At 64.6% G+C, this 23,691-nt stretch carries 26 protein-coding genes; 14 read left to right on the top strand and 12 right to left on the bottom strand.

The window, feature by feature from the left end; genetic code table 11:
* Nucleotides 1-28: 28 nt before the first annotated feature.
* Nucleotides 29-595, top strand: coding sequence for a hypothetical protein (locus A6723_RS06495; protein ID WP_054908190.1), 567 nt, complete (start codon nucleotides 29-31; stop codon nucleotides 593-595).
* A gap of 75 nt (nucleotides 596-670) precedes the next feature.
* Here A6723_RS06495 and A6723_RS06490 read toward each other — a convergent pair whose 3' ends face one another.
* The 4 genes from A6723_RS06490 to A6723_RS06475 all read right to left on the bottom strand — a co-directional run bounded on the left by A6723_RS06490 (nucleotide 671) and on the right by A6723_RS06475 (nucleotide 4,449).
* Nucleotides 671-886: a DUF3079 domain-containing protein gene (locus tag A6723_RS06490; RefSeq protein WP_024765270.1), complete on the bottom strand. Its 216-nt coding sequence runs from the start codon at nucleotides 884-886 to the stop codon at nucleotides 671-673.
* A 148-nt stretch (nucleotides 887-1,034) separates the two neighbouring features.
* Entirely contained in the window at nucleotides 1,035-2,054 is a 1,020-nt protein-coding gene (locus tag A6723_RS06485; RefSeq protein ID WP_054908189.1) for an AraC family transcriptional regulator, read from the bottom strand.
* 224 nt (nucleotides 2,055-2,278) lie between these two features.
* Nucleotides 2,279-3,460: a VWA domain-containing protein gene (locus A6723_RS06480; protein WP_015476361.1), complete on the bottom strand. Its 1,182-nt coding sequence runs from the start codon at nucleotides 3,458-3,460 to the stop codon at nucleotides 2,279-2,281.
* Nucleotides 3,461-3,603: 143 nt separating this feature from the next.
* The gene (locus A6723_RS06475; protein WP_015476360.1) at nucleotides 3,604-4,449 is read right to left on the bottom strand and encodes a MoxR family ATPase; all 846 of its coding nucleotides are present in this window, start codon (nucleotides 4,447-4,449) and stop codon (nucleotides 3,604-3,606) included.
* 231 nt (nucleotides 4,450-4,680) lie between these two features.
* Here A6723_RS06475 and A6723_RS06470 point away from each other — a divergent pair, with 231 nt between their 5' ends.
* The 5 genes from A6723_RS06470 to A6723_RS06450 all read left to right on the top strand — a co-directional run bounded on the left by A6723_RS06470 (nucleotide 4,681) and on the right by A6723_RS06450 (nucleotide 9,115).
* Nucleotides 4,681-5,070, top strand: a complete 390-nt coding sequence (locus A6723_RS06470; protein WP_054908188.1) for a hypothetical protein — start codon at nucleotides 4,681-4,683, stop codon at nucleotides 5,068-5,070.
* Between the two features lie 18 nt (nucleotides 5,071-5,088).
* Nucleotides 5,089-5,289, top strand: coding sequence for a helix-turn-helix transcriptional regulator (locus tag A6723_RS06465; RefSeq protein WP_054908187.1), 201 nt, complete (start codon nucleotides 5,089-5,091; stop codon nucleotides 5,287-5,289).
* A gap of 80 nt (nucleotides 5,290-5,369) precedes the next feature.
* Nucleotides 5,370-6,344, top strand: coding sequence for a cysteine synthase A (gene cysK / locus A6723_RS06460; protein ID WP_054908186.1), 975 nt, complete (start codon nucleotides 5,370-5,372; stop codon nucleotides 6,342-6,344).
* Nucleotides 6,345-6,555: 211 nt separating this feature from the next.
* Nucleotides 6,556-7,650, top strand: coding sequence for a polyamine ABC transporter substrate-binding protein (locus A6723_RS06455; RefSeq protein WP_024765275.1), 1,095 nt, complete (start codon nucleotides 6,556-6,558; stop codon nucleotides 7,648-7,650).
* 556 nt (nucleotides 7,651-8,206) lie between these two features.
* Nucleotides 8,207-9,115, top strand: a complete 909-nt coding sequence (locus A6723_RS06450) for a DMT family transporter (protein ID WP_054908185.1) — start codon at nucleotides 8,207-8,209, stop codon at nucleotides 9,113-9,115.
* A gap of 89 nt (nucleotides 9,116-9,204) precedes the next feature.
* Here the strand turns inward: A6723_RS06450 and A6723_RS06445 are convergent, their stop codons facing one another.
* The gene (locus A6723_RS06445) at nucleotides 9,205-10,110 is read right to left on the bottom strand and encodes a DMT family transporter (RefSeq protein ID WP_054908184.1); all 906 of its coding nucleotides are present in this window, start codon (nucleotides 10,108-10,110) and stop codon (nucleotides 9,205-9,207) included.
* Nucleotides 10,111-10,195: 85 nt separating this feature from the next.
* Nucleotides 10,196-10,693, bottom strand: a complete 498-nt coding sequence (locus tag A6723_RS06440; RefSeq protein ID WP_054908183.1) for a GNAT family N-acetyltransferase — start codon at nucleotides 10,691-10,693, stop codon at nucleotides 10,196-10,198.
* Nucleotides 10,694-10,844: 151 nt separating this feature from the next.
* On the opposite strand from A6723_RS06440, the gene aceK reads away from it, so the two are divergent.
* Nucleotides 10,845-12,581 carry a bifunctional isocitrate dehydrogenase kinase/phosphatase gene (aceK, locus tag A6723_RS06435; protein ID WP_054908182.1) on the top strand — a complete coding sequence of 579 codons (1,737 nt, stop codon included), beginning with the start codon at nucleotides 10,845-10,847 and terminating at the stop codon, nucleotides 12,579-12,581.
* Nucleotides 12,582-12,649: 68 nt separating this feature from the next.
* Here aceK and A6723_RS06430 read toward each other — a convergent pair whose 3' ends face one another.
* Nucleotides 12,650-14,554 (bottom strand): potassium transporter Kup, encoded by a 1,905-nt coding sequence (locus A6723_RS06430; RefSeq protein WP_054908181.1) that lies wholly within the window; start codon nucleotides 14,552-14,554, stop codon nucleotides 12,650-12,652.
* A gap of 244 nt (nucleotides 14,555-14,798) precedes the next feature.
* Between A6723_RS06430 and rimO the strand changes: the two genes are divergently transcribed.
* Genes rimO through A6723_RS06415 form a run of 3 tightly spaced genes read left to right on the top strand, consistent with a single transcriptional unit; the run spans nucleotide 14,799 to nucleotide 17,012 of the window.
* On the top strand, nucleotides 14,799-16,121 hold the full coding sequence (rimO, locus tag A6723_RS06425; RefSeq protein ID WP_054908180.1) for a 30S ribosomal protein S12 methylthiotransferase RimO: 1,323 nt from the start codon (nucleotides 14,799-14,801) through the stop codon (nucleotides 16,119-16,121).
* Between the two features lie 53 nt (nucleotides 16,122-16,174).
* Complete coding sequence (locus tag A6723_RS06420; protein WP_024765281.1) at nucleotides 16,175-16,636, top strand: DUF1456 family protein; 462 nt, start codon at nucleotides 16,175-16,177, stop codon at nucleotides 16,634-16,636.
* 7 nt (nucleotides 16,637-16,643) lie between these two features.
* Complete coding sequence (locus A6723_RS06415) at nucleotides 16,644-17,012, top strand: DUF2784 domain-containing protein (RefSeq protein WP_054908179.1); 369 nt, start codon at nucleotides 16,644-16,646, stop codon at nucleotides 17,010-17,012.
* Here the strand turns inward: A6723_RS06415 and A6723_RS06410 are convergent.
* A complete protein-coding gene (locus A6723_RS06410; RefSeq protein WP_054908178.1) occupies nucleotides 16,960-18,543 on the bottom strand; it encodes a glycosyltransferase family 39 protein in 1,584 nt (527 codons plus the stop codon). The two genes, A6723_RS06415 and A6723_RS06410, sit on opposite strands and share 53 nt — an antisense overlap.
* 173 nt (nucleotides 18,544-18,716) lie before the next feature.
* Between A6723_RS06410 and A6723_RS06405 the strand changes: the two genes are divergently transcribed.
* Both A6723_RS06405 and tsaA read left to right on the top strand, forming a co-directional pair.
* The gene (locus A6723_RS06405; RefSeq protein ID WP_054908177.1) at nucleotides 18,717-19,490 is read left to right on the top strand and encodes an SDR family oxidoreductase; all 774 of its coding nucleotides are present in this window, start codon (nucleotides 18,717-18,719) and stop codon (nucleotides 19,488-19,490) included.
* 58 nt (nucleotides 19,491-19,548) lie between these two features.
* Nucleotides 19,549-20,247 carry a tRNA (N6-threonylcarbamoyladenosine(37)-N6)-methyltransferase TrmO gene (gene tsaA, locus A6723_RS06400; RefSeq protein ID WP_054908176.1) on the top strand — a complete coding sequence of 233 codons (699 nt, stop codon included), beginning with the start codon at nucleotides 19,549-19,551 and terminating at the stop codon, nucleotides 20,245-20,247.
* 8 nt (nucleotides 20,248-20,255) lie between these two features.
* Here the strand turns inward: tsaA and A6723_RS06395 are convergent, their stop codons facing one another.
* Nucleotides 20,256-20,558 carry a putative quinol monooxygenase gene (locus A6723_RS06395; RefSeq protein ID WP_024765286.1) on the bottom strand — a complete coding sequence of 101 codons (303 nt, stop codon included), beginning with the start codon at nucleotides 20,556-20,558 and terminating at the stop codon, nucleotides 20,256-20,258.
* A 60-nt stretch (nucleotides 20,559-20,618) separates the two neighbouring features.
* On the opposite strand from A6723_RS06395, the gene A6723_RS06390 reads away from it, so the two are divergent.
* Complete coding sequence (locus A6723_RS06390) at nucleotides 20,619-21,032, top strand: VOC family protein (protein WP_054908175.1); 414 nt, start codon at nucleotides 20,619-20,621, stop codon at nucleotides 21,030-21,032.
* A 173-nt stretch (nucleotides 21,033-21,205) separates the two neighbouring features.
* On the opposite strand, the gene fpr is transcribed toward A6723_RS06390, so the two are convergent.
* Entirely contained in the window at nucleotides 21,206-21,982 is a 777-nt protein-coding gene (fpr, locus tag A6723_RS06385) for a ferredoxin-NADP reductase (RefSeq protein WP_017517998.1), read from the bottom strand.
* 9 nt (nucleotides 21,983-21,991) lie between these two features.
* Nucleotides 21,992-22,207: a hypothetical protein gene (locus tag A6723_RS31660; RefSeq protein ID WP_139092913.1), complete on the bottom strand. Its 216-nt coding sequence runs from the start codon at nucleotides 22,205-22,207 to the stop codon at nucleotides 21,992-21,994.
* Between A6723_RS31660 and A6723_RS06380 the strand changes: the two genes are divergently transcribed.
* Nucleotides 22,206-23,132 (top strand): LysR family transcriptional regulator, encoded by a 927-nt coding sequence (locus A6723_RS06380; RefSeq protein WP_054908174.1) that lies wholly within the window; start codon nucleotides 22,206-22,208, stop codon nucleotides 23,130-23,132. The genes A6723_RS31660 and A6723_RS06380 overlap by 2 nt on opposite strands.
* A gap of 111 nt (nucleotides 23,133-23,243) precedes the next feature.
* Here A6723_RS06380 and A6723_RS06375 read toward each other — a convergent pair whose 3' ends face one another.
* Complete coding sequence (locus A6723_RS06375) at nucleotides 23,244-23,615, bottom strand: diacylglycerol kinase (protein WP_024765290.1); 372 nt, start codon at nucleotides 23,613-23,615, stop codon at nucleotides 23,244-23,246.
* Between the last annotated feature and the right edge of the window lie 76 nt (nucleotides 23,616-23,691).

The raw sequence follows: 23,691 nt of genomic DNA, 5'->3' as shown, positions 1-23,691 counted from the left end.
GGCTTTCAAACCCAGGGAAGCCCCCGAGATGTTCAATAACAAAGCCAACAAAGCTGCATCCATCGCTCTGCTCGTCGCCGCCCTCGCTGGCTGCGCCGCCCAGGCTCCGGTAGCCAGCAAGGAAGCCACGCCCAACAACGACGACTGGTATCTGGTGCGTACCGACGAGACCCTGTACCTGTTCGATGACGCCGCCGTCTACCGCGACTACATCGTGACCGGCAAGACCACCTACACCAAGGAAGTGGGCGAGAAGGACAAGTTCGGCCAGAACGTCGTCCTGGTCGTCCGCGCCGAGGACAAGGACAAGGACGCGAAGAAGATCGCCTCCTACCAGTTCTACAAGCAGAGCCTGCCGCCGGCCGCCGGCTTCTACGGCGAAATCCGCCAGGAAGGCGTGATCTACGTGGCCCAGCGCTACGGCGATATGGTCGACATGAACGGCCTTGGCGAGCCGATCTTCCGCCACACCGAAATCGCCAGCGGCCCCAACGGCGAGCGTGTGGTGTACCTGATGCAGAAGGAAGAGAAGAAGCCGGTCGGCCTGATCGCCCGCTTCCAGAAGATCTACGGCATCACGCCCGCCAAGGGCTGATGACGAAAAAGCGCGCATTCCGGGGAGGGAATGCGCGCTTTTTCATGGCCGGCGCCGCAACGGCGCGGGTGTGTGCTAGCTGGAAGGCTCCAGTTGCACGGCAGAAATCGTTTTCGGCGCCTCGATACCCCAATCACCGAATTGATACCAGTCGTCACCGAGCATCTCGGCTGGGTGCATGGTGCGGTCCGCACCGTTGCCACAGGCCAGGTTGGTGGCCGGGCAGTAGCGGTCGCAGCCCCAGCAGATGCGCTCGGGGTGCGGTGGATTGAGCGGGAATTTCTTGGCCATGGTCAGGCCCTCGGGAGTTTCCTTGTGGGATTCCAGAAGGCTATGCCTGTCGGGCCGGCCTGCACCTTGATCTGCGACAATTTCGCGCGGATCTCAGGCGCGGCTTTTTACGCACGACGCTTAGGCGCGGCCTTTTATGCACGGCCTTTTATGCACGGAAATGGCTCGGCGGCTGGCCACTCCAACGCTGGAAGGCGTGGCGCAGGCTGGCGGTTTCGCTGAAGCCGAGCTCCTCGGCGATGCGGTAGATCGGCATATCGCCGTCCTGCAGCAGCTCCTTGGCGCGGGCGAAGCGCAACTCGTCGAGCAATTGCTGGTAGCTGGTCTGCTGTTGCTGCAGGTGGCGGCGCAGGCTGCGCGAGGAGCAGTTGAGGCGGCGCGCCAGTTCTTCCAGGCCCGGCGGCTCCTGCAGGCGTTCGCCGAGAATCGCGCGGACCTTGTCCAGCCAGGCGCGGCGGGCCGCCAGGTCGATGTTCTGGCGTCGGCACTGCTCCAGCATCTCGCGGTGCGTCACGGCATCCGCCAGTGGCAGGCGCATGTCCAGCCAACTGGCGGGGAAACCGATGGCGCTGCGCGAGCAGTTGAAACTCAACTGGCAGCCAAACAACGTGGCGTAGGCCGCGCGACGGTCGACCGGACCTTCGTAGTCGAACTCTGCGCGCACCAGCGGCAGCGGCTGGCCCAGCAGGTCGGCGCAGGCCACCTTCAGCGAGCCCAGGCACAGCTCGGTGTTGAACGGGCGCATGTCCTCCTCTTCGCCGTAGCCGGTGGCGACCAGCCAGGCCATGTCGCCGTCCACTTCCAGCGCGAGGTGGAAGTAGGTGCCCAGCAATACCGGATAGCTCAGGCCGATGCGCAGCGCCTCGCCCAGGGTCGGCGCGGAGATCAGTGCGTAGCCGAGCAGGCCATAGGCGGTGATCCTTGTGCGCACGCCCAGGCGCAGGCCGAGTGCGGGCTCGCCGGCGAGATTCTGCACATTGCCGAAGACCTGCTGTTCCTGCCAGGGGCTGACCAGACGACGCAGGTCGAGCAGGTCGTCGCCGGTGATGCCGCTGCCCTCGAGGATGGACTCGCGGCTGTGCCCCTCGGACTCCATCAGCGCGACGGTCAGCGAGGTCATGTGCAGGGAGTTGAGCCAGGTGGAGCGGGAGAAGGTCAGAGGATTCATTCAATGCCCATCGTAGACGCTACGGCGCCCCCGTCAGTGTTACCAGCACGGGGGCAGGTCAGGAGCAGGCAAGTTGCGTGCCGGCCACCCAGCGTGGCCGGATCGATCCCCATCTTACGGGGTCTCGGACGCGATGCGGAAGTTTCGAGCCTTGCGGCAGGGTTACCTTTGCGGACATCGGAACGGTGCGGGCGCACCGTTCCGGAGCTTAACCACGGCTCAGCTCAACCACGGGAGAGGAAGCGCATGCCCTCTTCCAGACCGCTCAGGGTCAGCGGGAACATCTGCTCCTTCACCAACTCGCGCACGAGACCGGTGGAGGCGGTGTAGTTCCAGGTGTCCTTCGGGTACGGGTTGATCCAGATGAGCTTCTTGTACTTCTCCATGAAGCGCTGCATCCAGACGTAGCCAGCCTCCTCGTTCCAGTGCTCGACGCTGCCGCCGGCCTGGGTGATCTCGTAGGGCGCCATGGCGGCGTCGCCGACGAACACCACCTTGTAGTCCGGCCCGTACTTGTGCAGCAGGTCGAAGGTGGCGGTGCGCTCGCTGGAACGACGCAGGTTGTTCTTCCACACCGACTCGTAGATGAAGTTGTGGAAGTAGAAGTACTCGAGGTGCTTGAACTCGGTCTTGCAGGCCGAGAACAGTTCTTCGCAGACCTTCACGTGGGCATCCATCGAGCCGCCGATATCCAGCAGCAGCAGGAGCTTCACAGTGTTGCGGCGTTCGGGACGCATCTGGATGTTGAGCAGGCCGGCATCCTTCGCGGTGTGGTCGATGGTGCCATCGATATCCAGCTCTTCTGCCGCACCCTCACGGGCGAACTTGCGCAGGCGGCGCAGGGCGATCTTGATGTTGCGCGTGCCCAGCTCGACCTGATCGTCGAGGTTCTTGTACTCGCGCTGGTCCCAGACCTTGGCGGCCTTGCCCTGGCGCTTGCCGGCGTCGCCGACGCGGATGCCCTCGGGGTTGAAGCCACCGGAGCCGAACGGGCTGGTGCCGCCGGTACCGATCCACTTGTTGCCGCCGGCGTGGCGTTCCTTCTGCTCCTCGAGGCGCTTCTTGAATTCCTCGATGAGCTTGTCCAGGCCACCCAGGGACTGGATCTGCGCACGCTCCTCGTCGGTCAGCAGGCGCTCGAATTCCTTGCGCAGCCACTCTTCGGGGATCAGCGCCTTGAGGTGGTCGTCGAGTTTTTCCAGACCCTTGAAGTAGGCGCCGAAGGCCCGGTCGAACTTATCGAAATGGCGCTCGTCCTTCACCATGATGGTGCGGGCGAGGTAGTAGAACTCGTCCATGTCGGCGAACACGACGCGGTGCTTGAGCGCATCGATCAGGTCGAGCAGCTCGCGCACCGACACCGGCACCTTGGCCGCGCGCATTTCGTTGAACAGGTTGAGCAGCATGGAGATGCCCTCGGAAATCGCAAGTAACGGTCCCTCTCCCTTCGGAGCGGGGCGCGTAGGCAGGGTTAGGGAGAGGGCAAGCACGCCACGGGGCCATTTCCCTCTCCCCGGCCCTCTCCCTGAAGGGAGAGGGAGTAAGAGCCTCAGCGACTCGCGCGGCGGCTCATGAAGGCAAGACGCTCAAGCAATTGAACGTCCTGCTCGTTCTTCACCAGGGCGCCAGCCAGCGGCGGGATGGCCTTGGTGGGGTCGCGTTCGCGCAGCACGGCTTCGCCGATGTTGTCGGCCATCAGCAGCTTCAGCCAGTCCACCAGTTCGGAGGTAGAGGGCTTTTTCTTCAGGCCGGGCACCTTGCGCACGTCGAAGAAGATGTCCAGCGCCTCGCTGACCAGCGTGCCGCTGATCTTCGGGTAGTGCACGTCGACGATCTTCTGCAGGGTCTCGCGGTCGGGGAAGGCGATGTAGTGGAAGAAGCAGCGGCGTAGGAAGGCGTCCGGCAGTTCCTTCTCGTTGTTGGAGGTGATGATGATGATCGGGCGCTGCTTGGCCTTGATGGTCTCGTTGGTCTCGTAAACGAAGAACTCCATCTTGTCGAGTTCCTGCAACAGGTCGTTGGGGAACTCGATGTCGGCCTTGTCGATCTCGTCGATCAGCAGGATCACGCGCTCTTCGGCCTCGAAGGCCTCCCAGAGCTTGCCCTTCTTGATGTAATTGCGCACGTCGTGGACCTTGTCCACGCCCAGCTGCGAGTCGCGCAGGCGGCTGACCGCGTCGTACTCGTAGAGGCCCTGGTGGGCCTTGGTGGTGGACTTGATGTGCCAGGTGATCAGCTTGGCGCCGAAGGATTCCGCCAGCTGCTCGGCGAGCATGGTCTTGCCGGTACCCGGCTCGCCTTTCACCAGCAGCGGGCGCTGCAGGGTGATGGCGGCGTTGACCGCCAGCTTGAGGTCGTCGGTGGCGACGTAGGACTGGGTGCCTTCGAACTTCATCGGTGAATCCTCGAACGATAGCGGGCCGGGCGTTCTGCCGGGCCGGGCGAGTGGTCGGACAAGCTGCGACTATACCGCGCACCCAAGGCGAGTGTGAACGCAGACGCGGCATTCAGTCATTGAATGGCGGGTCAGGGGATGACTGATCGCGATTGGCCTGCCGATGACAAGTTTACTTTACATCGCAGAATTCTCGATGTTAAGTTAACTTTACATCACAAGGAGACCGCGATGAATCCCGCCCTGCGCCGCTACACCCTGTCCTGTGCTGCCCTCATGTTCATCTACTCCGCCCTGGTGGCGCTGATCAGCTGGGGGCTGGACCTGCAGAAGCTGCCGTATGCCCTGCGCGTCCTGGCCGCCGCCTCTCCGGCGTTGCCGCTGCTGGCGATGCTCTACGTGTTCGACCGCTACCTGCGCAGCGAGCCGGACGAATTCCTGCGATTCCTGTTGTCCCGCGCGGCGATGCTGGCCGGCGGCGTGGTGGTCGGGCTGTTCAGCGCCTGGGGCTTCCTCGAACAGTACGCCGCCTGGCCGCGCTTCCCGGTAATCCTCGCCTTCCCGCTGTTCTGGGCTGCCTACGGCGTCGCCGTGGTACTGCTGCGCCGCCGCTTCGTCTGAAGAAGCTGAGGAGCAGCCATGCACAATCGCCTCAAGGAACTGCGCGCCGAGCACGGCTGGAGCCAGCAGGACCTCGCCACGCAACTGGGGGTTTCGCGGCAGAGCGTGATCGCCATCGAGAGTGGCAAGTTCGACCCCAGCCTGCCGCTGGCCTTTCGTATAGCGCGGGTTTTCAAGCTGCCCATCGAGACCATCTTCAGCGACGCGCAGCCCGACTGAGCCGGGCGCCCCGACTGGACTACGAAGCCCGCCGGGCATAGGCTGCTGGGTCTGCACAGCTCCAACCTAAGGAACGCATCATGAGCCGCATCTACGCCGACAACGCGCAGTCCATCGGCAATACGCCGCTGGTCCAGATCAATCGCATCGCCCCGCGCGGCGTCACCATCCTGGCCAAGATCGAAGGCCGCAACCCCGGTTACTCGGTAAAGTGCCGTATCGGCGCCAACATGATCTGGGACGCCGAATCCAGCGGCCGTCTGAAGTCGGGCATGACCATCGTCGAGCCGACCTCCGGCAACACCGGCATCGGCCTGGCCTTCGTCGCCGCCGCCCGCGGCTACAAGATGATCCTGACCATGCCCGCCTCGATGAGCCTGGAGCGCCGCAAGGTGCTCAAGGCCCTGGGCGCCGAGTTGGTGCTGACCGAGCCGGCCAAGGGCATGAAGGGCGCCATCGCCAAGGCCGAGGAAATCCTCGCCAGCGACCCGGCGAAGTACTTCATGCCGGCGCAGTTCGACAACCCGGCCAACCCGGCGATCCACGAGAAGACTACCGGCCCGGAAATCTGGAACGACACCGATGGCGCGGTGGACGTGCTGGTGGCCGGCGTCGGCACCGGCGGCACCCTCACCGGCGTGTCGCGCTACATCAAGAACACCAGGGGCAAGCCGATCCTCTCGGTGGCCGTGGAACCGGTCAGCTCACCGGTAATCAGCCAGACCCTGGCCGGCGAAGAAGTCAAACCCAGCCCGCACAAGATCCAGGGCATCGGTGCCGGCTTCGTGCCGAAGAACCTGGACCTGTCGCTGGTTGACCGCGTGGCCACCATCGCCGACGAGGACGCCAAGAGCATGGCCCTGCGCCTGATGCAGGAAGAAGGCATCCTCTGCGGCATCTCCAGTGGCGCCGCCATGGCCGCGGCGGCGAAGCTGGCCGAAGAGCCGACCATGCAGGGCAAGACCATCGTGGTAGTGCTGCCGGACTCCGGCGAACGCTACCTCTCCAGCATGCTGTTCGACGGCCTGTTCGAGGACCAGGAACTGGTCCAGTAAGCTCTATTCCGCCCCTCTGCGGGGCGGTCTCCTGCCTGCCGTGCCGGCTCGGTACGGCTCGGGCCACATGCGCTGTCTGCGGACCCGCAGGCAGCCATGGCCTCTCGCCATGTTCCGGCAAAATGGTTAATTCTTGCCCAGCCCGCGACGAAGCGTCGCCCATCTTTCGCGGATGGCCCGGGCTTTCCGCACCGTTGTCAGGAACACAAGAATGAAAATTTCCGCCCCGTTGCTCTCCACCCTTGCACTCTCCCTCGCTGTCTCCGCCGGCGCCGCCCAGGCCGACAGCGTCAAGATCTACAACTGGTCCGACTACATCGCCCCGGACACCGTGCCGACCTTCACCAAGGAAACCGGCATCCAGGCGACTTACGACGTCTACGACAGCAACGAAACCCTCGATGGCAAGCTGATGACCGGCAAATCCGGTTACGACATCGTGGTGCCGTCGAACCACTTCATGGCCAAGCAGATCCAGGCCGGCGCGCTGAAGAAGCTGGACAAGAGCCAGTTGCCGAACTGGAAGAACCTCAACCCGGTGCTGATGAAGGCGCTGGAAGTGAACGACCCGGGCAACGAGCACGGCTTCCCCTACCTGTGGGGCACCACCGGCATCGGCTACAACCCGGCGAAGATCAAGGAAGTCCTCGGCGACAACGCGCCGATCGATTCCTGGGACATCTTCTTCAAGCCCGAGTACATGGAAAAGCTGGCCAAGTGCGGCGTAGCGGTGCTGGACAACGGCCCGGAACTGCTGCCGATCACCCTGAACTACCTGGGCCTGCCGCATCACAGCCAGAAGCTGGATGACTACAAGAAGGCCGAGGAAGCGCTGCTCAAGGTGCGTCCGTACATCCGCTACTTCCACTCCTCCAAGTACGTCAGCGACCTGGCCAACGGCGAGATCTGCGTAGCCGTCGGCTTCTCCGGCGACATCCTGCAGGCTGCCACCCGCGCCAAGGAAGCCAAGAACGGCGTAGAAATCCAGTACTCCACTCCGAAGGAAGGCTCGCCGCTGTGGTTCGACATGGTCGCCATGCCGAACGACGCGCCGGATGAAAAAGCCGCCTACGCCTTCATGAACTACCTGCTGCGCCCCGAAGTGATGGCCGGCGTGAGCAACTATGTGCACTACGCCAACGGCAACCTGGCTGCCGACCCGCTGGTGGACAAGGCGATCAAGGCGGACCCGGCGATCTACCCGCCGCAGGACAAAATGGCCAAGCTGTTCGCCCTCGAATCCATGCCGATGAAGATCGACCGCGTACGTACCCGCACCTGGAACACCATCAAGACCGGCAAGTAAGCGTCACCCTTGCCTGACAACGCGCGGCCCCGGCCGCGCGTTGTCGATTCTGCCGATTGCACCGGGCCGGATTTCGCAGACGGAGCCCGCTCCCATGAGAGACGCAGGGGTCGAACGCCCCTACGAAAAGCGCCAGCACACGTGCAGCCTGTGCGCGTTGTCGTTTCTGTCGCAGGAATCGCAGATTGCCGCGCGACTCGCACAGGGCTCGCGTGCTCGCGCAACGCCCGCTATAGTCAGCCCACGCAGCGCCGTTGCTGCCTCCACTGAACAGGTTCGCCATACATGTCCCGATACCCATTGCCCAATCCGGCAATCATCGCTGCAGCCTCCCCGGCACGCGGCGCGGGTGCGGGCGCGGCCTGCCCTCCCCCTCCTGTCGTCGCTGTCGCGTCGCCTCCGCCACCCGGTGCGGCCTACCCGCCACCCGGCGTGAGCTTCTGACGCCTCACACGTTTTCCATCGCCTGGATTTCCGCGTTGAACTGACGCGGCTCCCGGTATGTGTCCGGCCCTACGCAGGCCGGGCGTGATCTGCCTGACGACAGGTGCATTGCATGATTTCGTTCACTCGTTCTTCCCTGGCCGGCCTGGCCAGTACCTCGCTGTTCGTGCTGCTGTGGAGCAGCGCCGCCATCATCAGCAAATGGGGCCTGGCCCATGCCTCGCCGATGGTGTTCCTCATCGCCCGCTTCGGCACCGCGCTGCTGGCGCTGCTGATCCTCTCGCCGCTGATCGGCGGCCTGCGCTGGCCGCGCGAGCGCAAGCAGATTCGCCACGCCGTGCTCACCGGCCTGGTGATGCTGGGCATCTACCCGATCTTCTACCTGATGGCGCTGGACCTGCACGTCACCCCTGGCGTGATCGCCACGGTGCTGGGCGTGCAGCCGATGCTGACCAGCTTCCTGCTCGAACGCCGGCATTCAGCGCCGCGCCTTGCCGGTCTCGCGCTAGGGCTGATCGGGCTGGTGATGGTGGTCTACCAGAGCATCGGTCTCTCGGGCCTGACCTTCGCCGGGTTGGCCTGCTGCCTGCTGGCGCTACTGTCGATCACCGGCGGCTCGATCCTGCAGAAGAACATCCGCGAGAATCCGCTGGGCACCCTGCCGCTGCAGTACATCGCCGGGCTGGCGCTGTGCATCGCCGTGGCGCCCTTCCAGCCGCTGCACGTGGAATGGAATGCTGCGTTCATTCTCAGTGCACTGTGGATGGGGCTGATGGTCTCGGTGTTGGCCACCGTGCTGCTCTACCGGATGATCGCGGCGGGCAATCTGGTCAATGTCACCAGCCTGTTCTACCTGGTGCCTGCCGTCACGGCGCTGATGGATTACGCGGTGTTCGGCAATCGCCTGTCCGCCCTCGGGCTGCTGGGCATGGGGCTGATCGTGATGGGGTTGATGCTGGTGTTTCGCAAGACGGTTCCGGCGCGGGGCGCTGGAAACGCACAAGCGGTGGACAACGGGTAGTCCACCGTGGGCCTGCTCCCTCTCCCTAACCCTGGCTGCGGGAGAGGGAAACCCGCCAGCACAAACTATCAGGGAATATCCGTAGCCCCTCACCGCGCCGCTTCCACCTTCGCCACCGGCGCCGGCCGCAGCACCAGCCACAGCGCCGCGGCGATCAGCACGCCACCCTGCAGGTGCGCCCAGGACAGCGACTCGTCCAGCAGCAACACGCCCCAGAACACGCCGAAGGGCGGGATCAGGAAAGTCACCGTCATGGTCTTCAGCGGACCGATGCTGGCCAGCAGGCGGAAGTACAGGACGTAGGCGAAGGACGTGCAGAGAAAACCCAACCCGGCCAGGGCCAGCAGGACTTTCGGCTCCAGCAGGGGCGCCAGCGGCATGTCCAGGCTGGTGCCGAGGAAGAACGGCAGCAGGCACAGCGTCGCGCCGGTCTGGCTGCCAAGGGCAGAAACGCCGAAATCCAGCCCGCCCTGGTCGTTGATCCAGCGCTTGGTGATGAAGCCGGCGAAGCCGTAGCAGGTGGTCGCCACCAGGCAGGCGGCGGCCCCCCAGAGCAGCCCGGCATCGAACGGGACCGGGCCGGCGCGGGTCAGTACTGCAACGCCTGCCAACCCCAGCAGCACGCCCAGCGACTTGGCGCCGGTCAGCGCCTCGCCGAAGAACAGCGAGCCGATCAGCACGCCCATCAGCGGCGTGGTGGCGTTGAAGATCGCCGAGTAGCCGGCCGGCAGGAACTGCGCTGCCAGGCTGTACATCAGTACCGGGATGCCCGAGCTGATCACGCCGATGAGCAGGATGCGCCCGAACTTGCCGCGGAAATCCCAGCGCGTGCGCATTACCAGCAGGATCACCACTAGCCCGACGGCGGACAGGAATACCCGGAAGAACGCCGTCGGCATCACCCCGATGGCCGGCACCAGTTGGCGCATGAACAGGAAGCTGGCACCCCAGATGACGGCCAGGGCGAGCAGGTTCAGTAGAGCGGCGGGGTTCATCGCAAACGGCTCCAGGGCAGGTAAGCCACCAGACTACGCTGGTGGAAAATCACATCCATCCACAGCTGACTTTCAAAGTCCACCGTCAGCTTCTGCGCAGGCGCGCCATGCTCAGCACGTCGGCGTAGATGCCGTCGCGAATGGCGTACTCGCGCAATTGCCCCTCCACTTCGAAACCGAACTTGCGGTACAGCGCGATGGCCGGAGCGTTGTCGGTGTAGACGGTCAGCTCGACGCGGCGCAGGGCCATCCAGTTGTCCGCAACCTCCAGCAACTCGGCCAGCAGCCGCGTGCCGACGCCGCGGCCCTGCCAGGCAACCGCCACGCCCATGCCGATGCTGCCGCAATGGCTGCGCCGCACGCGCGGGAACTGTTCGATGCTCGCGCTGCCGATCACCTGTTCCTGGTGCATCGCCATCAGCGTTACCCGGCGCTCGTCATCCAGCACCAGCCGCTTGCGCCACAGGTCCGGCGCCTGATGCGGCATCTGCAGCACCTGGCGGCACACGGCCGGGTCGTTGTAGAGGGCTGCGAGGCCATTGATGTGCTGCTCGGTACAACGTTCGATGCGGATGCCGTCCATCGTTTGTCAGCTCCTTGCCAGAAAGAACGGGCCGACCAGCATACGTGGGATAAGCCCAGGAAAGCTGCACGATCGCCCGGAGAATTCGTCCTTTCCCTCGCCGTTGCCCGTGGCTAAGCTCGCTGCACAAGAACTCTGCAGAGGCGCTCCCATGGCTCAGCACTGGCCGGCGACCGAGATCGCGACCCTGATCCTCGAAGGCTTCGACGACTACCGCGCGCAGTTCCACCGGATCACCGCCGGTGCGCCGGCGCGCTTCGAACAGGCACATTGGCAGGAAGCGCAGCAGGCCTCGGCCGAGCGCATCAACCTGTACGAGGAAAAAGTCGCCGAGACCGTCGAGCGCCTGACCCGCGCCATGGCCGGCATCGACCTGGTGGACGTGGAGCGCTGGCCCATCGCCAAGAGCGCCTACATCACCCTGATCGACCCGCGGCTGGACGACGAGCTGGCGGAAACCTGGTTCAACTCGATCTTCTGCGGCCTGTTCAGCCACGACAACATCAGCGACGGCACGATGTTCGTCCACACCACCCGACCCGCGCTGCGTGCCCACTCCCGCGATCCGCACACGCGCCTCTACCGCCCCGGCGGCAAGCTGCGCCAGGCGCTGGAGAGCATCTTCGACGACTACCGGTTCGCCGTGGACTACGACGACCGCGAGCGCGACCTGGAGCGTATGGATCACTTGCTGCACGCCAACCTGCCGGACTGGGTGTGCAAGGACCCGACCCTGACCATCGAGCTGATCGGTTCGGTGTTCTACCGCAACAAGGGCGCCTACCTGGTGGGCCGCCTGTTCACCCCCGAAGAGCAATGGCCGCTGGTGTTCCCGCTGGTGCACCACGAAGGGCGCGGCATCCAGTTCGACACCGTGATCACCGACGAGGCCGAGGTCTCGATCATCTTCTCCTTCACCCGCTCCTACTTCATGGTCGACGCGCCAGTGCCGGCGGAGATGGTCGCCTTTCTCAAGCGCCTGCTGCCGGGCAAGCACATCGCCGAGCTGTACACCTCCATCGGTTTCTACAAGCAGGGCAAGAGCGAGTTCTACCGCGCGCTGATCAACCACCTGGCGGCCACCGACGACCGCTTCGTCATGGCGCCCGGCGTGCGCGGCATGGTGATGAGCGTGTTCACCCTGCCCGGCTTCAATACGGTGTTCAAGATCATCAAGGACAACTTCAACCCGGCCAAGACCGTGGACCACGCCACGGTGATCCAGAAGTACCAGTTGGTGAAGAACCACGACCGCGTCGGCCGCCTGGCCGACACCCAGCAGTTCGCCGACTTCCGCTTCCCGGTGAGCAAGTTCGAACCCGAATGCCTGGCCGAACTGCTGGACGTGGCGCCCTCCACCGTGGTGCTGGAAGGCGATGTGGTGCTGATCCGCCATTGCTGGACGGAGCGCCGCATGACCCCGTTGAACCTGTATCTGGAGCAGGCCACCGAGGCCCAGGTGCACGAGGCGCTGTATGACTACGGGCTGGCGATCAAGCAACTGGCGGCGGCGAACATCTTCCCCGGCGACATGCTGCTGAAGAACTTCGGCGTCACCCGCCACGGCCGTGTGGTGTTCTACGACTACGACGAGATCAGCTACCTGACCGAGGTGCACTTCCGCCACATCCCGCCGGCGCGCTACGAGGAGGACGAGCTGTCCTCCGAGCCCTGGTACTCGGTGGGGCCGATGGACGTGTTCCCCGAGGAGTTCCCGCGCTTCCTGTTCGTCGACCTGAAGCTGCGCCGGCAATTCGCCAAGCTGCACGGCAACCTGTTCGATGCCGACTACTGGAAGGGATTACAAGAGCAGATTCGCGCGGGGAAGGTGATCGATGTGTTCCCCTACCGCCGCCATGAATCACCGGAGGAAGCGCTCGCGCGCTGATCCCGCTCGCTGCCCCGGCCAACATGAAAAACGCGCCAATCGGCGCGTTTTTCCTGGGCGGCGTGCACTCAGATTTCCACCTGCGTCCCCAGTTCGATCACCCGGTTCAGCGGCAGGTTGAAGTAACGCAGGTTGCCGTTGGCGTTCTTCAGCAGGAAGGCGAACAGTGCCTCGCGCCAGCGCGCCATGCCGATCAGCTTGGACGGGATCACCGTCTCGCGGCTGAGGAAGTAGGTGGTGCGCATCGGGCTGAAGTCCAGCTCGTTGAGGTGGCACAGCTTGAGCGCCTGCGGGATGTCCGGGTCCTCGATGAAGCCGAAGTGCAGCACCACGCGGAAGAACCCCTCGCCGTAGGCGTCCACCTCGAAGCGACGGTCCGGGGCAACCCGCGGGCTGTCTTCGTTGACCACGGTGAGCAGGACAACCTGCTCGTGCAACACCTGGTTGTGCAGGAGGTTGTGCAACAGCGCATGGGGCACGGCGTCGGTACGCGCGGTGAGGAACACCGCGGTGCCCTGCACGCGGTGCGGCGGCTGCGAGCGGATGCTGGAAATGAACAGCGGCAGCGGCAGCGAGCCTTCGTCGAGGCGGTCCACCAGCAACTGGCGGCCGCGCTTCCAGGTGGTCATCAGGATGAACAGGCCGATACCGGCGATCACCGGGAAGGCACCACCCTGGACGACCTTGGGCAGGTTCGCGGCAAAGAACAGGGTGTCGACGAACAGCATCATCAGGAAGAACGGAATCGCCAGCCACAGCGGCCACTTCCACATCAGCCAGATCACCACGCCCATCAGCAGCGTGGTCATCAGCATGGTGCCGGTCACCGCGACGCCGTAGGCCGAGGCCAGCGCGGCGGACGATTCGAAGCCCAGTACCAGCAGCACCACACCGACCATCAGCGCCCAGTTCACCATGCCGATGTAGATCTGCCCCTGCTCGTGGCTGGAGGTGTGCTGGATCACCATGCGCGGCACGTAGCCGAGCTGGATAGCCTGGCGGGTCAGGGAGAAGGCGCCGGAAATCACCGCCTGCGACGCGATCACCGTGGCCGCGGTGGACAGCGCCACCAGAGGCACCAGCGCCCAGCTCGGTGCCGTCAGGTAGAAGGGGTTACGCGCGGCCTCGGCGTTGACCAGGATGGTCGCGCCCTGGCCGAAATAGTTGAGCACCAACGCCGGCAGCACCAGGGCGAACCAGGCACGGGCGATGGGCTTGCGGCCGAAGTGGCCCATGTCCGCGTATAGCGCTTCGGCGCCGGTCAGCGCCAGCACGGTGGCGCCGAGGATCGCCACGCCGATGCCCGGATGCGAAATGAAGAAATTGACCGCCCAGCCCGGGTTCATCGCCTTCAGCACTTCCGGTTGCTGGGCCACGCCATAGATACCCAGTGCCGCCAGCGCCAGGAACCAGGCCACCATCACCGGGCCGAAGAGGATGCCGATGCGCGCGGTGCCGTGCTTCTGGATGAGGAACAGGCCGACCAGCACGATCAGCGAGAGCGGTACGACCCAGTGCTCCAGCCCGTCGAAGGCGATTTCCAGGCCCTCGATGGCGGACAGCACCGAAATCGCCGGAGTGATCATGCTGTCGCCGTAGAAGAGTGCCGCGCCGATCAGCCCGGCGATCACCACCATCGCCTGCAGTTTATGGCGCCCGCTGGCGGCGCGACGAGCCAGTGCAGACAGCGCCATTACCCCGCCCTCGCCCTGGTTGTCGGCGCGCAGTACGAAGATCACGTACTTGATCGACACCACCCAGATCAGCGACCAGAAGATCAGCGACAGCACGCCCAGCACGCCGTCGTGGTTGGCCTGCACACCATAACCACCCACGAAGACTTCCTTCAGGGTGTACAGCGGGCTGGTGCCGATGTCGCCGTAGCAGACGCCCACGGCACCGACCATCAAGCCGATCGCGGAGCTCGAGTGGGGCTGTTCATGCTCAACGGTGCCGGCGCTTGCATCGGACATGTAACAAAATTCCTCAAAAAAATTCGGCGCATCCTGCTCCGACCCATTCGTCGATGCAAGAGCCGGGTTCGAAGGTTCTGATTGACTATAGAGCCTGTTGCCCGGAATTACCGGGCGCAAGGGGTTGTCCGGCGGCGTGCGACAGCTTGTCCCAGAGAGGCTGGTCAAGTGCGCGGGACGCCGCTAGAATTGCGCACTTTTTGATCAGAGGCGCCGCCAGCGCGCCCTTCGAGGTTAGCCGCACATGTCCACCGCCACACCCAAAGTAGGATTCGTCTCGCTCGGATGCCCGAAAGCGACTGTCGACTCCGAACGCATCCTCACCCAACTGCGCATGGAAGGGTACGAAATCGTCCCCACCTACCAGGACGCGGACGTGGTGGTGGTGAACACCTGCGGTTTCATCGACAGCGCCAAGGCCGAATCCCTGGACGCCATCGGCGAGGCCATCGCCGAGAACGGCAAGGTAATCGTTACCGGCTGCATGGGCGTGGCCGAAGACAGCATCCGTGACGTACATCCCAGCGTGCTGGCCGTCACCGGCCCGCAGCAGTACGAGCAGGTGGTCAACGCCGTCCACGAGGTGATCCCGCCCAAGGCCGAGCACAACCCGCTGATCGACCTGGTGCCGCCGCAGGGTATCAAGCTGACCCCGCGCCACTACGCCTACCTGAAGATTTCCGAAGGCTGCAACCACAGCTGCAGCTTCTGCATCATCCCGTCGATGCGCGGCAAGCTGGTCAGCCGCCCGGTGGGCGACGTGCTCAGCGAAGCCCAGCGCCTGGTGAAAGCCGGCGTGAAAGAGCTGCTGGTGATCTCCCAGGACACCAGCGCCTACGGCGTGGACCTGAAGTACAAGATGGACTTCTGGGATGGCCAGCCGGTGAAGACCCGCATGCTGGAGCTGTGCCAGGCGCTCTCCTCGATGGGTGTGTGGGTGCGCCTGCACTACGTCTACCCGTACCCCAACGTCGACGATGTGATTCCGCTGATGGCCGAGGGCAAGCTGCTGCCCTACCTGGACATCCCCTTCCAGCACGCCAGCCCGAAAGTGCTCAAGTCCATGAAGCGCCCCGCCTTCGAGGACAAGACCCTGGCGCGCATCAAGAAGTGGCGCGAAATCTGCCCCGAGCTGACCATCCGTTCCACCTTCATCGTCGGCTTCCCCGGCGAGACCGAGGAAGACTTCCAGTACCTGCTGGACTGGCTGACCGAAGCCCAGCTCGACCGCGTCGGCTGCTTCCAGTACTCCCCGGTGGAAGGCGCCCCGGCCAACGATCTGGGCCTGGAAGTCGTCCCCGATGACGTCAAGCAGGACCGTTGGGAGCGCTTCATGGCGCACCAGCAGGCCATTTCCGCCGCACGCCTGCAGCTGAAGATCGGCAAGGAAATCGAAGTGCTGATCGACGAAGTGGATGACGAAGGCGCGGTCGGCCGCTCCTACGCCGACGCCCCGGAAATCGACGGCGCCGTGTACATCGACACCTTCGATGTGAAGCCGGGCGACAAGGTGCGCGTGCGCATCACCGACGCCGACGAGTACGACCTCTGGGCCGAACTGGTCTGATCCGCAAAAGCCCCGCTGATGCGGGGCTTTTCATTTCTGCTATTGGAAAGCCCATGACCAACAACGACGTACTGCGCAGCCTGCGCTACCTGCTGGACATCCGCGATGCGCAGGTCGCCGAGATCACCGCGCTGGCCGGCTTCAACCTCAGCACCGAAGACGTCGGCGCCTTCCTCGCCCGCGACGACGAGCCGGAGTTCAAGCCCTGCAGCGACCGCGTGCTGGCGCACTTCCTCGACGGCCTGATCGTGCATCGCCGTGGCCGCGACGAATCACGCCCGCTGCCGCCGGTGGAACTGCCGCTGACCAACAACATCACCCTGAAGAAACTGCGCGTGGCCTTCGAACTGCGCGACGACGATATCCTCGCGATCCTCGACAGCGTCAGCTTCATCGTCACCAAGACAGAACTGGGCGCGCTGTTCCGCAAACCCGGCCACAACAACTACCGCCCCTGCGGCGATCAGTTGCTGCGCAACTTCCTCAAGGGCCTGACCCAGCGCCAGCAGCGCTGAGATCGACATGCTCTATCGCCTGGCCGCCGACGCCGTCGTCCTGCTGCACCTGGGCTTCATCCTCTTCGTGCTGCTCGGCGGCCTGCTGGTGCTGCGCTGGCCGCGCCTGGCGTGGCTGCACATACCGGCAGCGGCCTGGGGCATGGCGGTGGAATTCCTCCACCTCTATTGCCCGCTCACGCCGCTGGAGAATCACTTCCGCGCCCTGGCCGGCGACCAGGGCTACAGCGGCGGCTTCATCGAGCACTACCTGATCCCGCTGATCTACCCCGCCGGCCTGACCGAGGTAACCCAGGTCGTCCTCGGCCTCATCGTGGCCGCAGTCAATCTGCCGCCTTACCTGCTTCTGCTGCGCCGGGTGCTGCGTTCGCGCTGAGCGGCTTGTCCATCGGCAGATAGGCCAGGCTCGCCTCCTTGTTCTTCGCGTGCCCCAGGCGCTGGCCATTGTTAAGCCCGGACTCGATCAGCCGGTGATCCGCCGTCAGCCAGTTCAGCGGCTGCGTACCTTCATGCGTCACCTGGGAAATGATCAGAGTACGCGCCGGGTCCCAGTCCTCGCCGGTGCGCTGGCGCAGCCAGGCGAACAACGCGGCGCTGTCGCCCTGCGGATAATTGGAATGGATATAGAGGAAGGGATGGGCCTGCCGTTCGCCATGCTTCTGCAGATAGATCGGCAGACGCGCGTCGTCATCGCCGAGAACCAGTACCCGCCACTGCGACCAGGGCGCCGTCTGCTCCGCTGCGGCACGCACTTCCCTGGCAAAGAGCGGAACCCCGCCGCCAGCATTGCTCCATGGGTACGCCACGCCCACCACCAGCAGCATCACCACCGCTGCGGCGCCGACCGCCCGCGGCCAGGCACGCCCCAGCCCGGCCAGCTTGCGTTCATGCCGCCACTCGATCACCCACCACGCACCCAACAGTTGCGCGAACGGCACCAGCGGAAGCACGTAGTAACTGCGCCGGCCACCACTGGCAGTGAAGAACGCGAACAGCAGCACCAGCGCCCAGACCAGCCAGCGCGCATTGGGCTCCAGTTGCTTCCAGCGGCGCGCAGCGAACCACAGGCCAAGTACCCACAGCGGCGCCCAGGGCAGCGTGTAGGCCGGCAGATAGAGCAGGTAGGTGTAAATCGGCCCCTCGTGGTCGAAGGGCTGGAAGAAGCGCACCACGTTCTCGCGGAATACCAGCGCCAGCCCGCTCTCGCCGTAGCTGGGCTGGCCATAGAAGTGCGATAGCACGAAGGGAATCGCATACACGCCACCAGCCACTACCAGCGCCGCCAGCAGCCGCAGGTTCAAGTGCCGGCGCCAGCGCCCGGCGCTGAGCAGGTGCGGCAGCAGCACCAGCCCCGGCAGGACGAAACCGATCAACCCCTTGCACAGCGACGTCAGCGAGAGGATCAGGAAGAAGCCCAGGTAGCTCCTGAATCGCGTGTCCTCCGGGTCACGCCAGTACCAGGCCAGCGCCGCCAGCACGCCGAACACCGTGAGCATGTCCGCCGTCGCCACCCGCGCCCAGAACAGGAAGTAGAAAGTGGTCGCCAGCAGCCAGCCGGCCAGCAGTCCGGTGCCTTTGCGCAGCAGGCGTTCGCCCAGCCACCAGGTGAGCCAGATGCTGCCCAGCCCGGCCAGCACGGTGCTGAGGCGCAGCGTCCAATGGTTGAGACCGAACAGGCTGGCCGGCGCGGTGATCAGCCAGTAGGACAGCAATGGTTTGTCGTAGTACGGCGCCCCACGCAGGTAGGGGTCGAAGTAGTCGCCAGACTGCAGCATCTGCAACGAGATATCCGCCCAGCGCACTTCCGGGCCCCAGACCTCGCGCCAGCCCAACCCGAACAGCAACAGCAGCGCCGAGACGCCCAATAGCAGCGCCAATGCCTTCCGATCCTTGCTCCAACCCTGCATCACCTGGCCCCCGACCAACCGAATGTGCGGCGGACACTAGGGCAGCGAAGGTTATGCGCAGGTTAAGAAAATGCAGCCGCCGCGTAATGCGCCGCCATTTCCCGATTGGATAGTGCTCGGAGCGGCCCGCTCATCCCGCTAGGGTGAGGCGAAAAACCAGCCAGGAGAGGCTCATGCACCCGTACTTTTCCCTCGCAGGCAAGACCGCACTGGTCACCGGCGGCACCCGCGGCATTGGCCGGATGATCGCCCAGGGCCTGCTCGAAGCCGGCGCCAGGGTCATCATCTGCGCCCGCGATGGCGCCGCCTGCGCCGACACCGCCGCCGAGCTGTCGCAGTACGGCGAGTGCATCGGCCTGCCGGCCAACCTCGCCACCGAGGAAGGCGCCCGCGCGCTGGCCGCCGAGCTGAACGAGCGCCTGGATCACCTCGACATTCTGGTCAACAACGCCGGCACCACCTGGGGCGCGCCGCTGGAAAGCTACCCGGCCTCGGGCTGGGAGAAGGTCATGCAGCTCAACGTCACCGCCGTGTTCAGCTGCATCCAGCAACTGCTGCCGCTGCTGAAGAAGGCCGGCAGTGCGCAGAGCCCGGCACGGGTGATCAACATCGGCTCGGTGGCCGGCGTCACTTCCCACGGCGAGAACGCCTATGCCTACGGCCCGAGCAAGGCCGCGCTGCACCAGCTGTCGCGCATGCTCGCCCGCGAACTGGTGAGCGACCACATCAACGTCAACGTCATCGCCCCCGGCCGCTTCCCCAGCAAGATGACCCGTCACATTGCCAACGACGAGCAGGCCATGGCCGAGGACACCGCCGTCATCCCCATGCGCCGCTGGGGCCGCGAGGAAGAAATGTCCGCTTTGGCAATCAGCCTGGCGAGCGCCGCCGGCGCCTACATGACCGGCAATATCATCCCCATCGACGGCGGCTTCCACCTCGGCTGAAGCCCGCTGCGAGGGGAATCGGGTACCATGGCGGCCCCTGCAAAAAGCCTGTGCCGCCATGTCCCACACCCTCTCGCCCATCGGCTACGTCCGCTCCTGCTTCAAGGAGAAGTTCGCCATCCCGCGCCAGCCGCAACTGGCTCCGGCCGCGACCGGCGTACTGGAACTGCTGCCGCCGTTCGATACGGGCGACGCGGTAGAGGGCCTGGAGCAGGTCAGCCACGTCTGGCTGATATTCCTCTTCCACCAGGCGCTGGAAGACAAGCCACGGCTGAAGGTGCGCCCGCCGCGCCTGGGCGGCAACCAGTCGATGGGCGTCTTCGCTACCCGCGCCACCCACCGCCCCAACGGCCTCGGCCAATCCGTGGTGAAGCTGGAAAAGGTCGAGCCCGGCCGGCTCTGGCTGTCCGGCATCGACCTGCTCGATGGCACGCCGGTCATCGACATCAAACCGTACGTGCCTTACGCGGACATCGTGACCGATGCGCGCAACGCCATCGCCGACGCCCCACCCGCCCCCATCGCTGTGCACTGGAACGACGAAGCCCTGCGCCAGGCCCATGAACACGGCCTTCGCCTCGGCCAGCCAGTGCACGAGCTGATCGAGCAGTGCCTCGCCCAGGACCCCCGTCCGGCCTACCAGAAGCCGCCGCCCGAGCGTCGCTACGGCGTGCGCCTGTGGGACCTGGACGTGCACTGGCACTACCCGGCCGACGGCGAAATCTGCGTGCTGGACGTGCAGCGCGCCGCCGACTGAAACCTGCCTCAGTCCACCGGATTGAGGGCGATCACGTCGCTCTCGAAGCACTCCTGCTCGATGATCAGCGGCTCCACCAGCGGGCGGCTGTCGCGGAAGTGCGCGGTCTGCGTGTGCGCCTCATAGGCCGCGTCGTCGCGGTAGATCTCGTAGAGGTAGATCACGTCCGGATCAAGGCGATCCTGGGACACATCGAAAACCAGGCAGCCCGGCTCGCTGGACACGGAAGCAGCGGCGTTGGCCTTGATGGCGTGGAGGAAATCCTCGGCGCTACCGGGTTTGACACGGGTCTTGATGAACAGACTGTACACAGGGCGTTCCTTTTGTTTTAAATTTGAAAATAAATTGTATACAAAAAAGGAACCACGTCCATGTCCGATCTCCCTGCCCGCCCCGGCCGCCTCAACGGCCTGCGCCATCTCGCCCTGCTGGTGCCGAACCTGGAAGAGTGCGAGCGCTTCTATGTCGATGTGCTCGGCATGGAGGTGCTGAACCGTGCCAACGAGGACCTGGTGTACCTCACCTGCGGCAACGACAACCTCTCGCTGGGCCGCGGCTTCGGTGCCGCAAACGGGCTGCAGACCATGGATCACTATGGTTTTGTGGTAGACAGCGTGGAAGAGCTGGAAGCCTGGTACCAATACTTCAAGGCACGCGGCGTGACGCTGCTGGACCGCCCCTTCGACCATGGCGACGGCGCGCGCAGCTTCCACCTGCTGGACCCGGCGGGGAACAAGGTGCAGCCGCTGTATCACCCGGCAGTGTCGGGGCAGCGGCTGGTCTGACGCCCATGTAGGAGCGAGCTTGCTCGCGAACGCGGACGCTCCGTGCCTTGCCGGTTCGCGAGCAAGCTCGCTCCTACAAAGAGCTGCTGTCTGGGGCAGAAATCCAGGCATAAAAAAACGCCGCGCTCCCAAAGGAATCGCGGCGTTCTTTCGACTGAACCGTCGGACGCTGCTTACTTCTCGACGAAGGCGCGCTCGATCAGGTAGTCGCCGGGCTCGCCCATGCGCGGGGAGATCTGCAGGCCGAAGCTGTTCAGCACTTCGCTGGTCTCGTCGAGCATGCTCGGGCTGCCGCAGATCATGGCGCGGTCGTCCTGCGGGTTCATCGGCGGCAGGCCGATGTCGGCGAACAGCTTGCCACTGCGCATCAGGTCGGTCTGGCGGCCCATGCTGTGGAACTCTTCACGGGTGACCAGCGGGCAATAGATCAGCTTCTCTTTCACCATGTCGCCGAAGTACTCGTGCTCCGGCAGGACCTTGGTGATGAAGTCCGCGTAAGCGAGCTCGCTGACCCAGCGCACGCCGTGGACCAGGATGACCTTCTCGAAGCGCTCGTAGACTTCCGGGTCCTGGATCACCGAGAGGAACGGCGCCATGCCGGTGCCGGTGCTCAGCAGGTACAGGTGCTTGCCGGGCTTGAGATCGTCCAGCACCAGGGTGCCGGTGGGCTTGCGGCTGACCATCAGCTCGTCGCCTTCCTTCAGGTGCTGCAGACGCGAAGTCAGCGGGCCGTCCGGGACCTTGATGCTGAAGAACTCCAGGTGCTCTTCGTAGTTCGGGCTGGCGATGCTGTACGCGCGCATCAGCGGACGACCGTTGACTTCCAGGCCGATCATCACGAACTGGCCGGTCTTGAAGCGCAGACCCGGGTTACGGGTGGTCTTGAAGCTGAAGAGGGTGTCGTTCCAGTGGTGCACGCTGAGAACGCGCTCGGTGTACAGGTTGCTCATCAAGGACTCCTAGGAGAAACGTGGCGCACCCCAGCAGATCCCGGACGTAGCGCAATTGCGCGACATTTTATAGGCGGCGACAATATCCGCAAAATAAATTATCTGGATATTGCTAATCCAAAACGCAGATAAGGCCGCATCATGTCGCCGCAAAAGGATACCTTCCGGGCATTCCGGCACCGGGGCGACGAAATGTCGCGCAGCCTTTTCGGAGCCATCGTCCATGAAATTCACCCTGCGCCAGCTCGAAGTCTTCGTCGCCGTCGCCCAGCAGGAAAGCGTCTCCCGCGCAGCTGCCGGGCTATCCATGTCGCAATCGGCGACCAGCACCGCCCTGGGCGAGCTGGAGCGGCAGTTCGACTGCAAGTTGTTCGATCGCTCCGGCAAACGCCTGACCCTCAACGCCCTCGGCCGCCAGTTGCTGCCCCAGGCAGTGGCGCTGCTGGACCGCGGCAGCGAGATCGAAAACATGCTCAACGGCAAGAGCGCCTTTGGCTCGCTGGACCTGGGCGCCACCCTGACCATCGGCAACTACCTGGCGACCCTGCTGATCGGCACCTTCATGCAGCGCCAGCCCGACTGCCGGGTGCGCCTGCACGTGCACAACACCGCCCACGTGGTGCAGCGCGTGGCGCACTACGAACTCGACCTCGGGCTGATCGAAGGCGACTGCCAGCACCCGGACATCGAGGTGCAGCCCTGGATGGAAGACGAACTGGTGGTGTTCTGCGCACCGCAGCACCCACTCGCCCGCGAGGGTAACGCGAGCCTGGAGCGCTTGACGGAAGAAGCGTGGATCCTGCGGGAACAGGGTTCCGGCACGCGGCTGACCTTCGACCAGGCCATGCGGCACCACGTCGAGCCGCTGAACGTGCGGTTGGAACTGGAGCACACCGAGGCGATCAAGCGTGCAGTGGAATCAGGACTGGGGATCGGCTGCATCTCGCGCCTGGCCCTGCGCGACGCCTTCCGCCGCGGTAGCCTGGTCCCGGTGGAAACACCTGACCTGGACCTGCGCCGGCAGTTCTATTTCATCTGGCATCGGCAGAAATACCAGACCGCGACCATGCGCGAGTTCCTGGAACTGTGCCGCAGCGAAACCGCCGGGGTAACGCGCAGCGACGATATTGTCCTGCCGATGATTCCCTGAAGCGTGCTTTTTTGTAGGACCGAGGGGGGCGCTCAGCCCTTGCTCGCGAACGCTTCACGCCTGCGACACCAGTGTCAGGCCGTTCGCGAGCAAGCTCGCTCCTGCTGGCAGTCAGCCGAGCAGGATGCCCGCCCAGGTCACGGTGATGATGGTCAGCGCGACGAACTGGGCCGCACTGCCCATGTCCTTGGCATTCTTCGACAGCGGATGACGCTCCAGGGAAACCCGGTCCACCACCGCCTCGATGGCGGAATTGAGCAGTTCGACGATCAGCGCCAACAGGCACACGGCAATCATCAGCGCGCGCTCGCCACGGGTCACATCGCAGAAGAACGACAGCGGGATCAGGATGACGTTGATCAGCACCAGTTGGCGGAAAGCCGCTTCACCCTTGAAGGCGGCGGCGAAGCCGGCCAGCGAGTAGCCGGCGGCGTTGAAGATGCGTTTCAGGCCGGTCTGGCCCTTGAAGGGGGAGGCGGACACGTGTGGTTCTCACAGGCAAAGGTCGCGGCACTCTATACCAGCGATCGTCAAAAAGGGGTCAGGGCCATTACAGAAT

The organism is Pseudomonas sp. AU11447 (assembly GCF_001672555.2).
In the GTDB taxonomy this organism is placed as follows: Bacteria; Pseudomonadota; Gammaproteobacteria; order Pseudomonadales; family Pseudomonadaceae; genus Pseudomonas; species Pseudomonas nitroreducens.
This window is presented reverse-complemented; position numbering and strand designations above follow the sequence as displayed.

What these genes read in the sequence shown, in the direction of transcription:
- A6723_RS06410 (WP_054908178.1), bottom strand. Translation starts at nt 18,543, where the DNA reads ATGCAGGGTTGGAGCAAGGATCGGAAGGCATTGGCGCTGCTATTGGGC.
- fpr (WP_017517998.1), bottom strand. Translation starts at nt 21,982, where the DNA reads ATGAGCAACCTGTACACCGAGCGCGTTCTCAGCGTGCACCACTGGAAC.
- A6723_RS06475 (WP_015476360.1), bottom strand. Translation starts at nt 4,449, where the DNA reads ATGAAGTTCGAAGGCACCCAGTCCTACGTCGCCACCGACGACCTCAAG.
- A6723_RS06490 (WP_024765270.1), bottom strand. Translation starts at nt 886, where the DNA reads ATGGCCAAGAAATTCCCGCTCAATCCACCGCACCCCGAGCGCATCTGC.
- cysK (WP_054908186.1), top strand. Translation starts at nt 5,370, where the DNA reads ATGAGCCGCATCTACGCCGACAACGCGCAGTCCATCGGCAATACGCCG.
- tsaA (WP_054908176.1), top strand. Translation starts at nt 19,549, where the DNA reads ATGTCCCACACCCTCTCGCCCATCGGCTACGTCCGCTCCTGCTTCAAG.
- A6723_RS06405 (WP_054908177.1), top strand. Translation starts at nt 18,717, where the DNA reads ATGCACCCGTACTTTTCCCTCGCAGGCAAGACCGCACTGGTCACCGGC.
- A6723_RS06455 (WP_024765275.1), top strand. Translation starts at nt 6,556, where the DNA reads ATGAAAATTTCCGCCCCGTTGCTCTCCACCCTTGCACTCTCCCTCGCT.
- A6723_RS06440 (WP_054908183.1), bottom strand. Translation starts at nt 10,693, where the DNA reads ATGGACGGCATCCGCATCGAACGTTGTACCGAGCAGCACATCAATGGC.
- A6723_RS06390 (WP_054908175.1), top strand. Translation starts at nt 20,619, where the DNA reads ATGTCCGATCTCCCTGCCCGCCCCGGCCGCCTCAACGGCCTGCGCCAT.
- aceK (WP_054908182.1), top strand. Translation starts at nt 10,845, where the DNA reads ATGGCTCAGCACTGGCCGGCGACCGAGATCGCGACCCTGATCCTCGAA.
- A6723_RS06430 (WP_054908181.1), bottom strand. Translation starts at nt 14,554, where the DNA reads ATGTCCGATGCAAGCGCCGGCACCGTTGAGCATGAACAGCCCCACTCG.
- A6723_RS31660 (WP_139092913.1), bottom strand. Translation starts at nt 22,207, where the DNA reads ATGGACGATGGCTCCGAAAAGGCTGCGCGACATTTCGTCGCCCCGGTG.
- A6723_RS06485 (WP_054908189.1), bottom strand. Translation starts at nt 2,054, where the DNA reads ATGAATCCTCTGACCTTCTCCCGCTCCACCTGGCTCAACTCCCTGCAC.
- A6723_RS06450 (WP_054908185.1), top strand. Translation starts at nt 8,207, where the DNA reads ATGATTTCGTTCACTCGTTCTTCCCTGGCCGGCCTGGCCAGTACCTCG.
- A6723_RS06470 (WP_054908188.1), top strand. Translation starts at nt 4,681, where the DNA reads ATGAATCCCGCCCTGCGCCGCTACACCCTGTCCTGTGCTGCCCTCATG.
- A6723_RS06445 (WP_054908184.1), bottom strand. Translation starts at nt 10,110, where the DNA reads ATGAACCCCGCCGCTCTACTGAACCTGCTCGCCCTGGCCGTCATCTGG.
- rimO (WP_054908180.1), top strand. Translation starts at nt 14,799, where the DNA reads ATGTCCACCGCCACACCCAAAGTAGGATTCGTCTCGCTCGGATGCCCG.
- A6723_RS06465 (WP_054908187.1), top strand. Translation starts at nt 5,089, where the DNA reads ATGCACAATCGCCTCAAGGAACTGCGCGCCGAGCACGGCTGGAGCCAG.
- A6723_RS06415 (WP_054908179.1), top strand. Translation starts at nt 16,644, where the DNA reads ATGCTCTATCGCCTGGCCGCCGACGCCGTCGTCCTGCTGCACCTGGGC.
- A6723_RS06495 (WP_054908190.1), top strand. Translation starts at nt 29, where the DNA reads ATGTTCAATAACAAAGCCAACAAAGCTGCATCCATCGCTCTGCTCGTC.
- A6723_RS06420 (WP_024765281.1), top strand. Translation starts at nt 16,175, where the DNA reads ATGACCAACAACGACGTACTGCGCAGCCTGCGCTACCTGCTGGACATC.
- A6723_RS06380 (WP_054908174.1), top strand. Translation starts at nt 22,206, where the DNA reads ATGAAATTCACCCTGCGCCAGCTCGAAGTCTTCGTCGCCGTCGCCCAG.
- A6723_RS06480 (WP_015476361.1), bottom strand. Translation starts at nt 3,460, where the DNA reads ATGCTGCTCAACCTGTTCAACGAAATGCGCGCGGCCAAGGTGCCGGTG.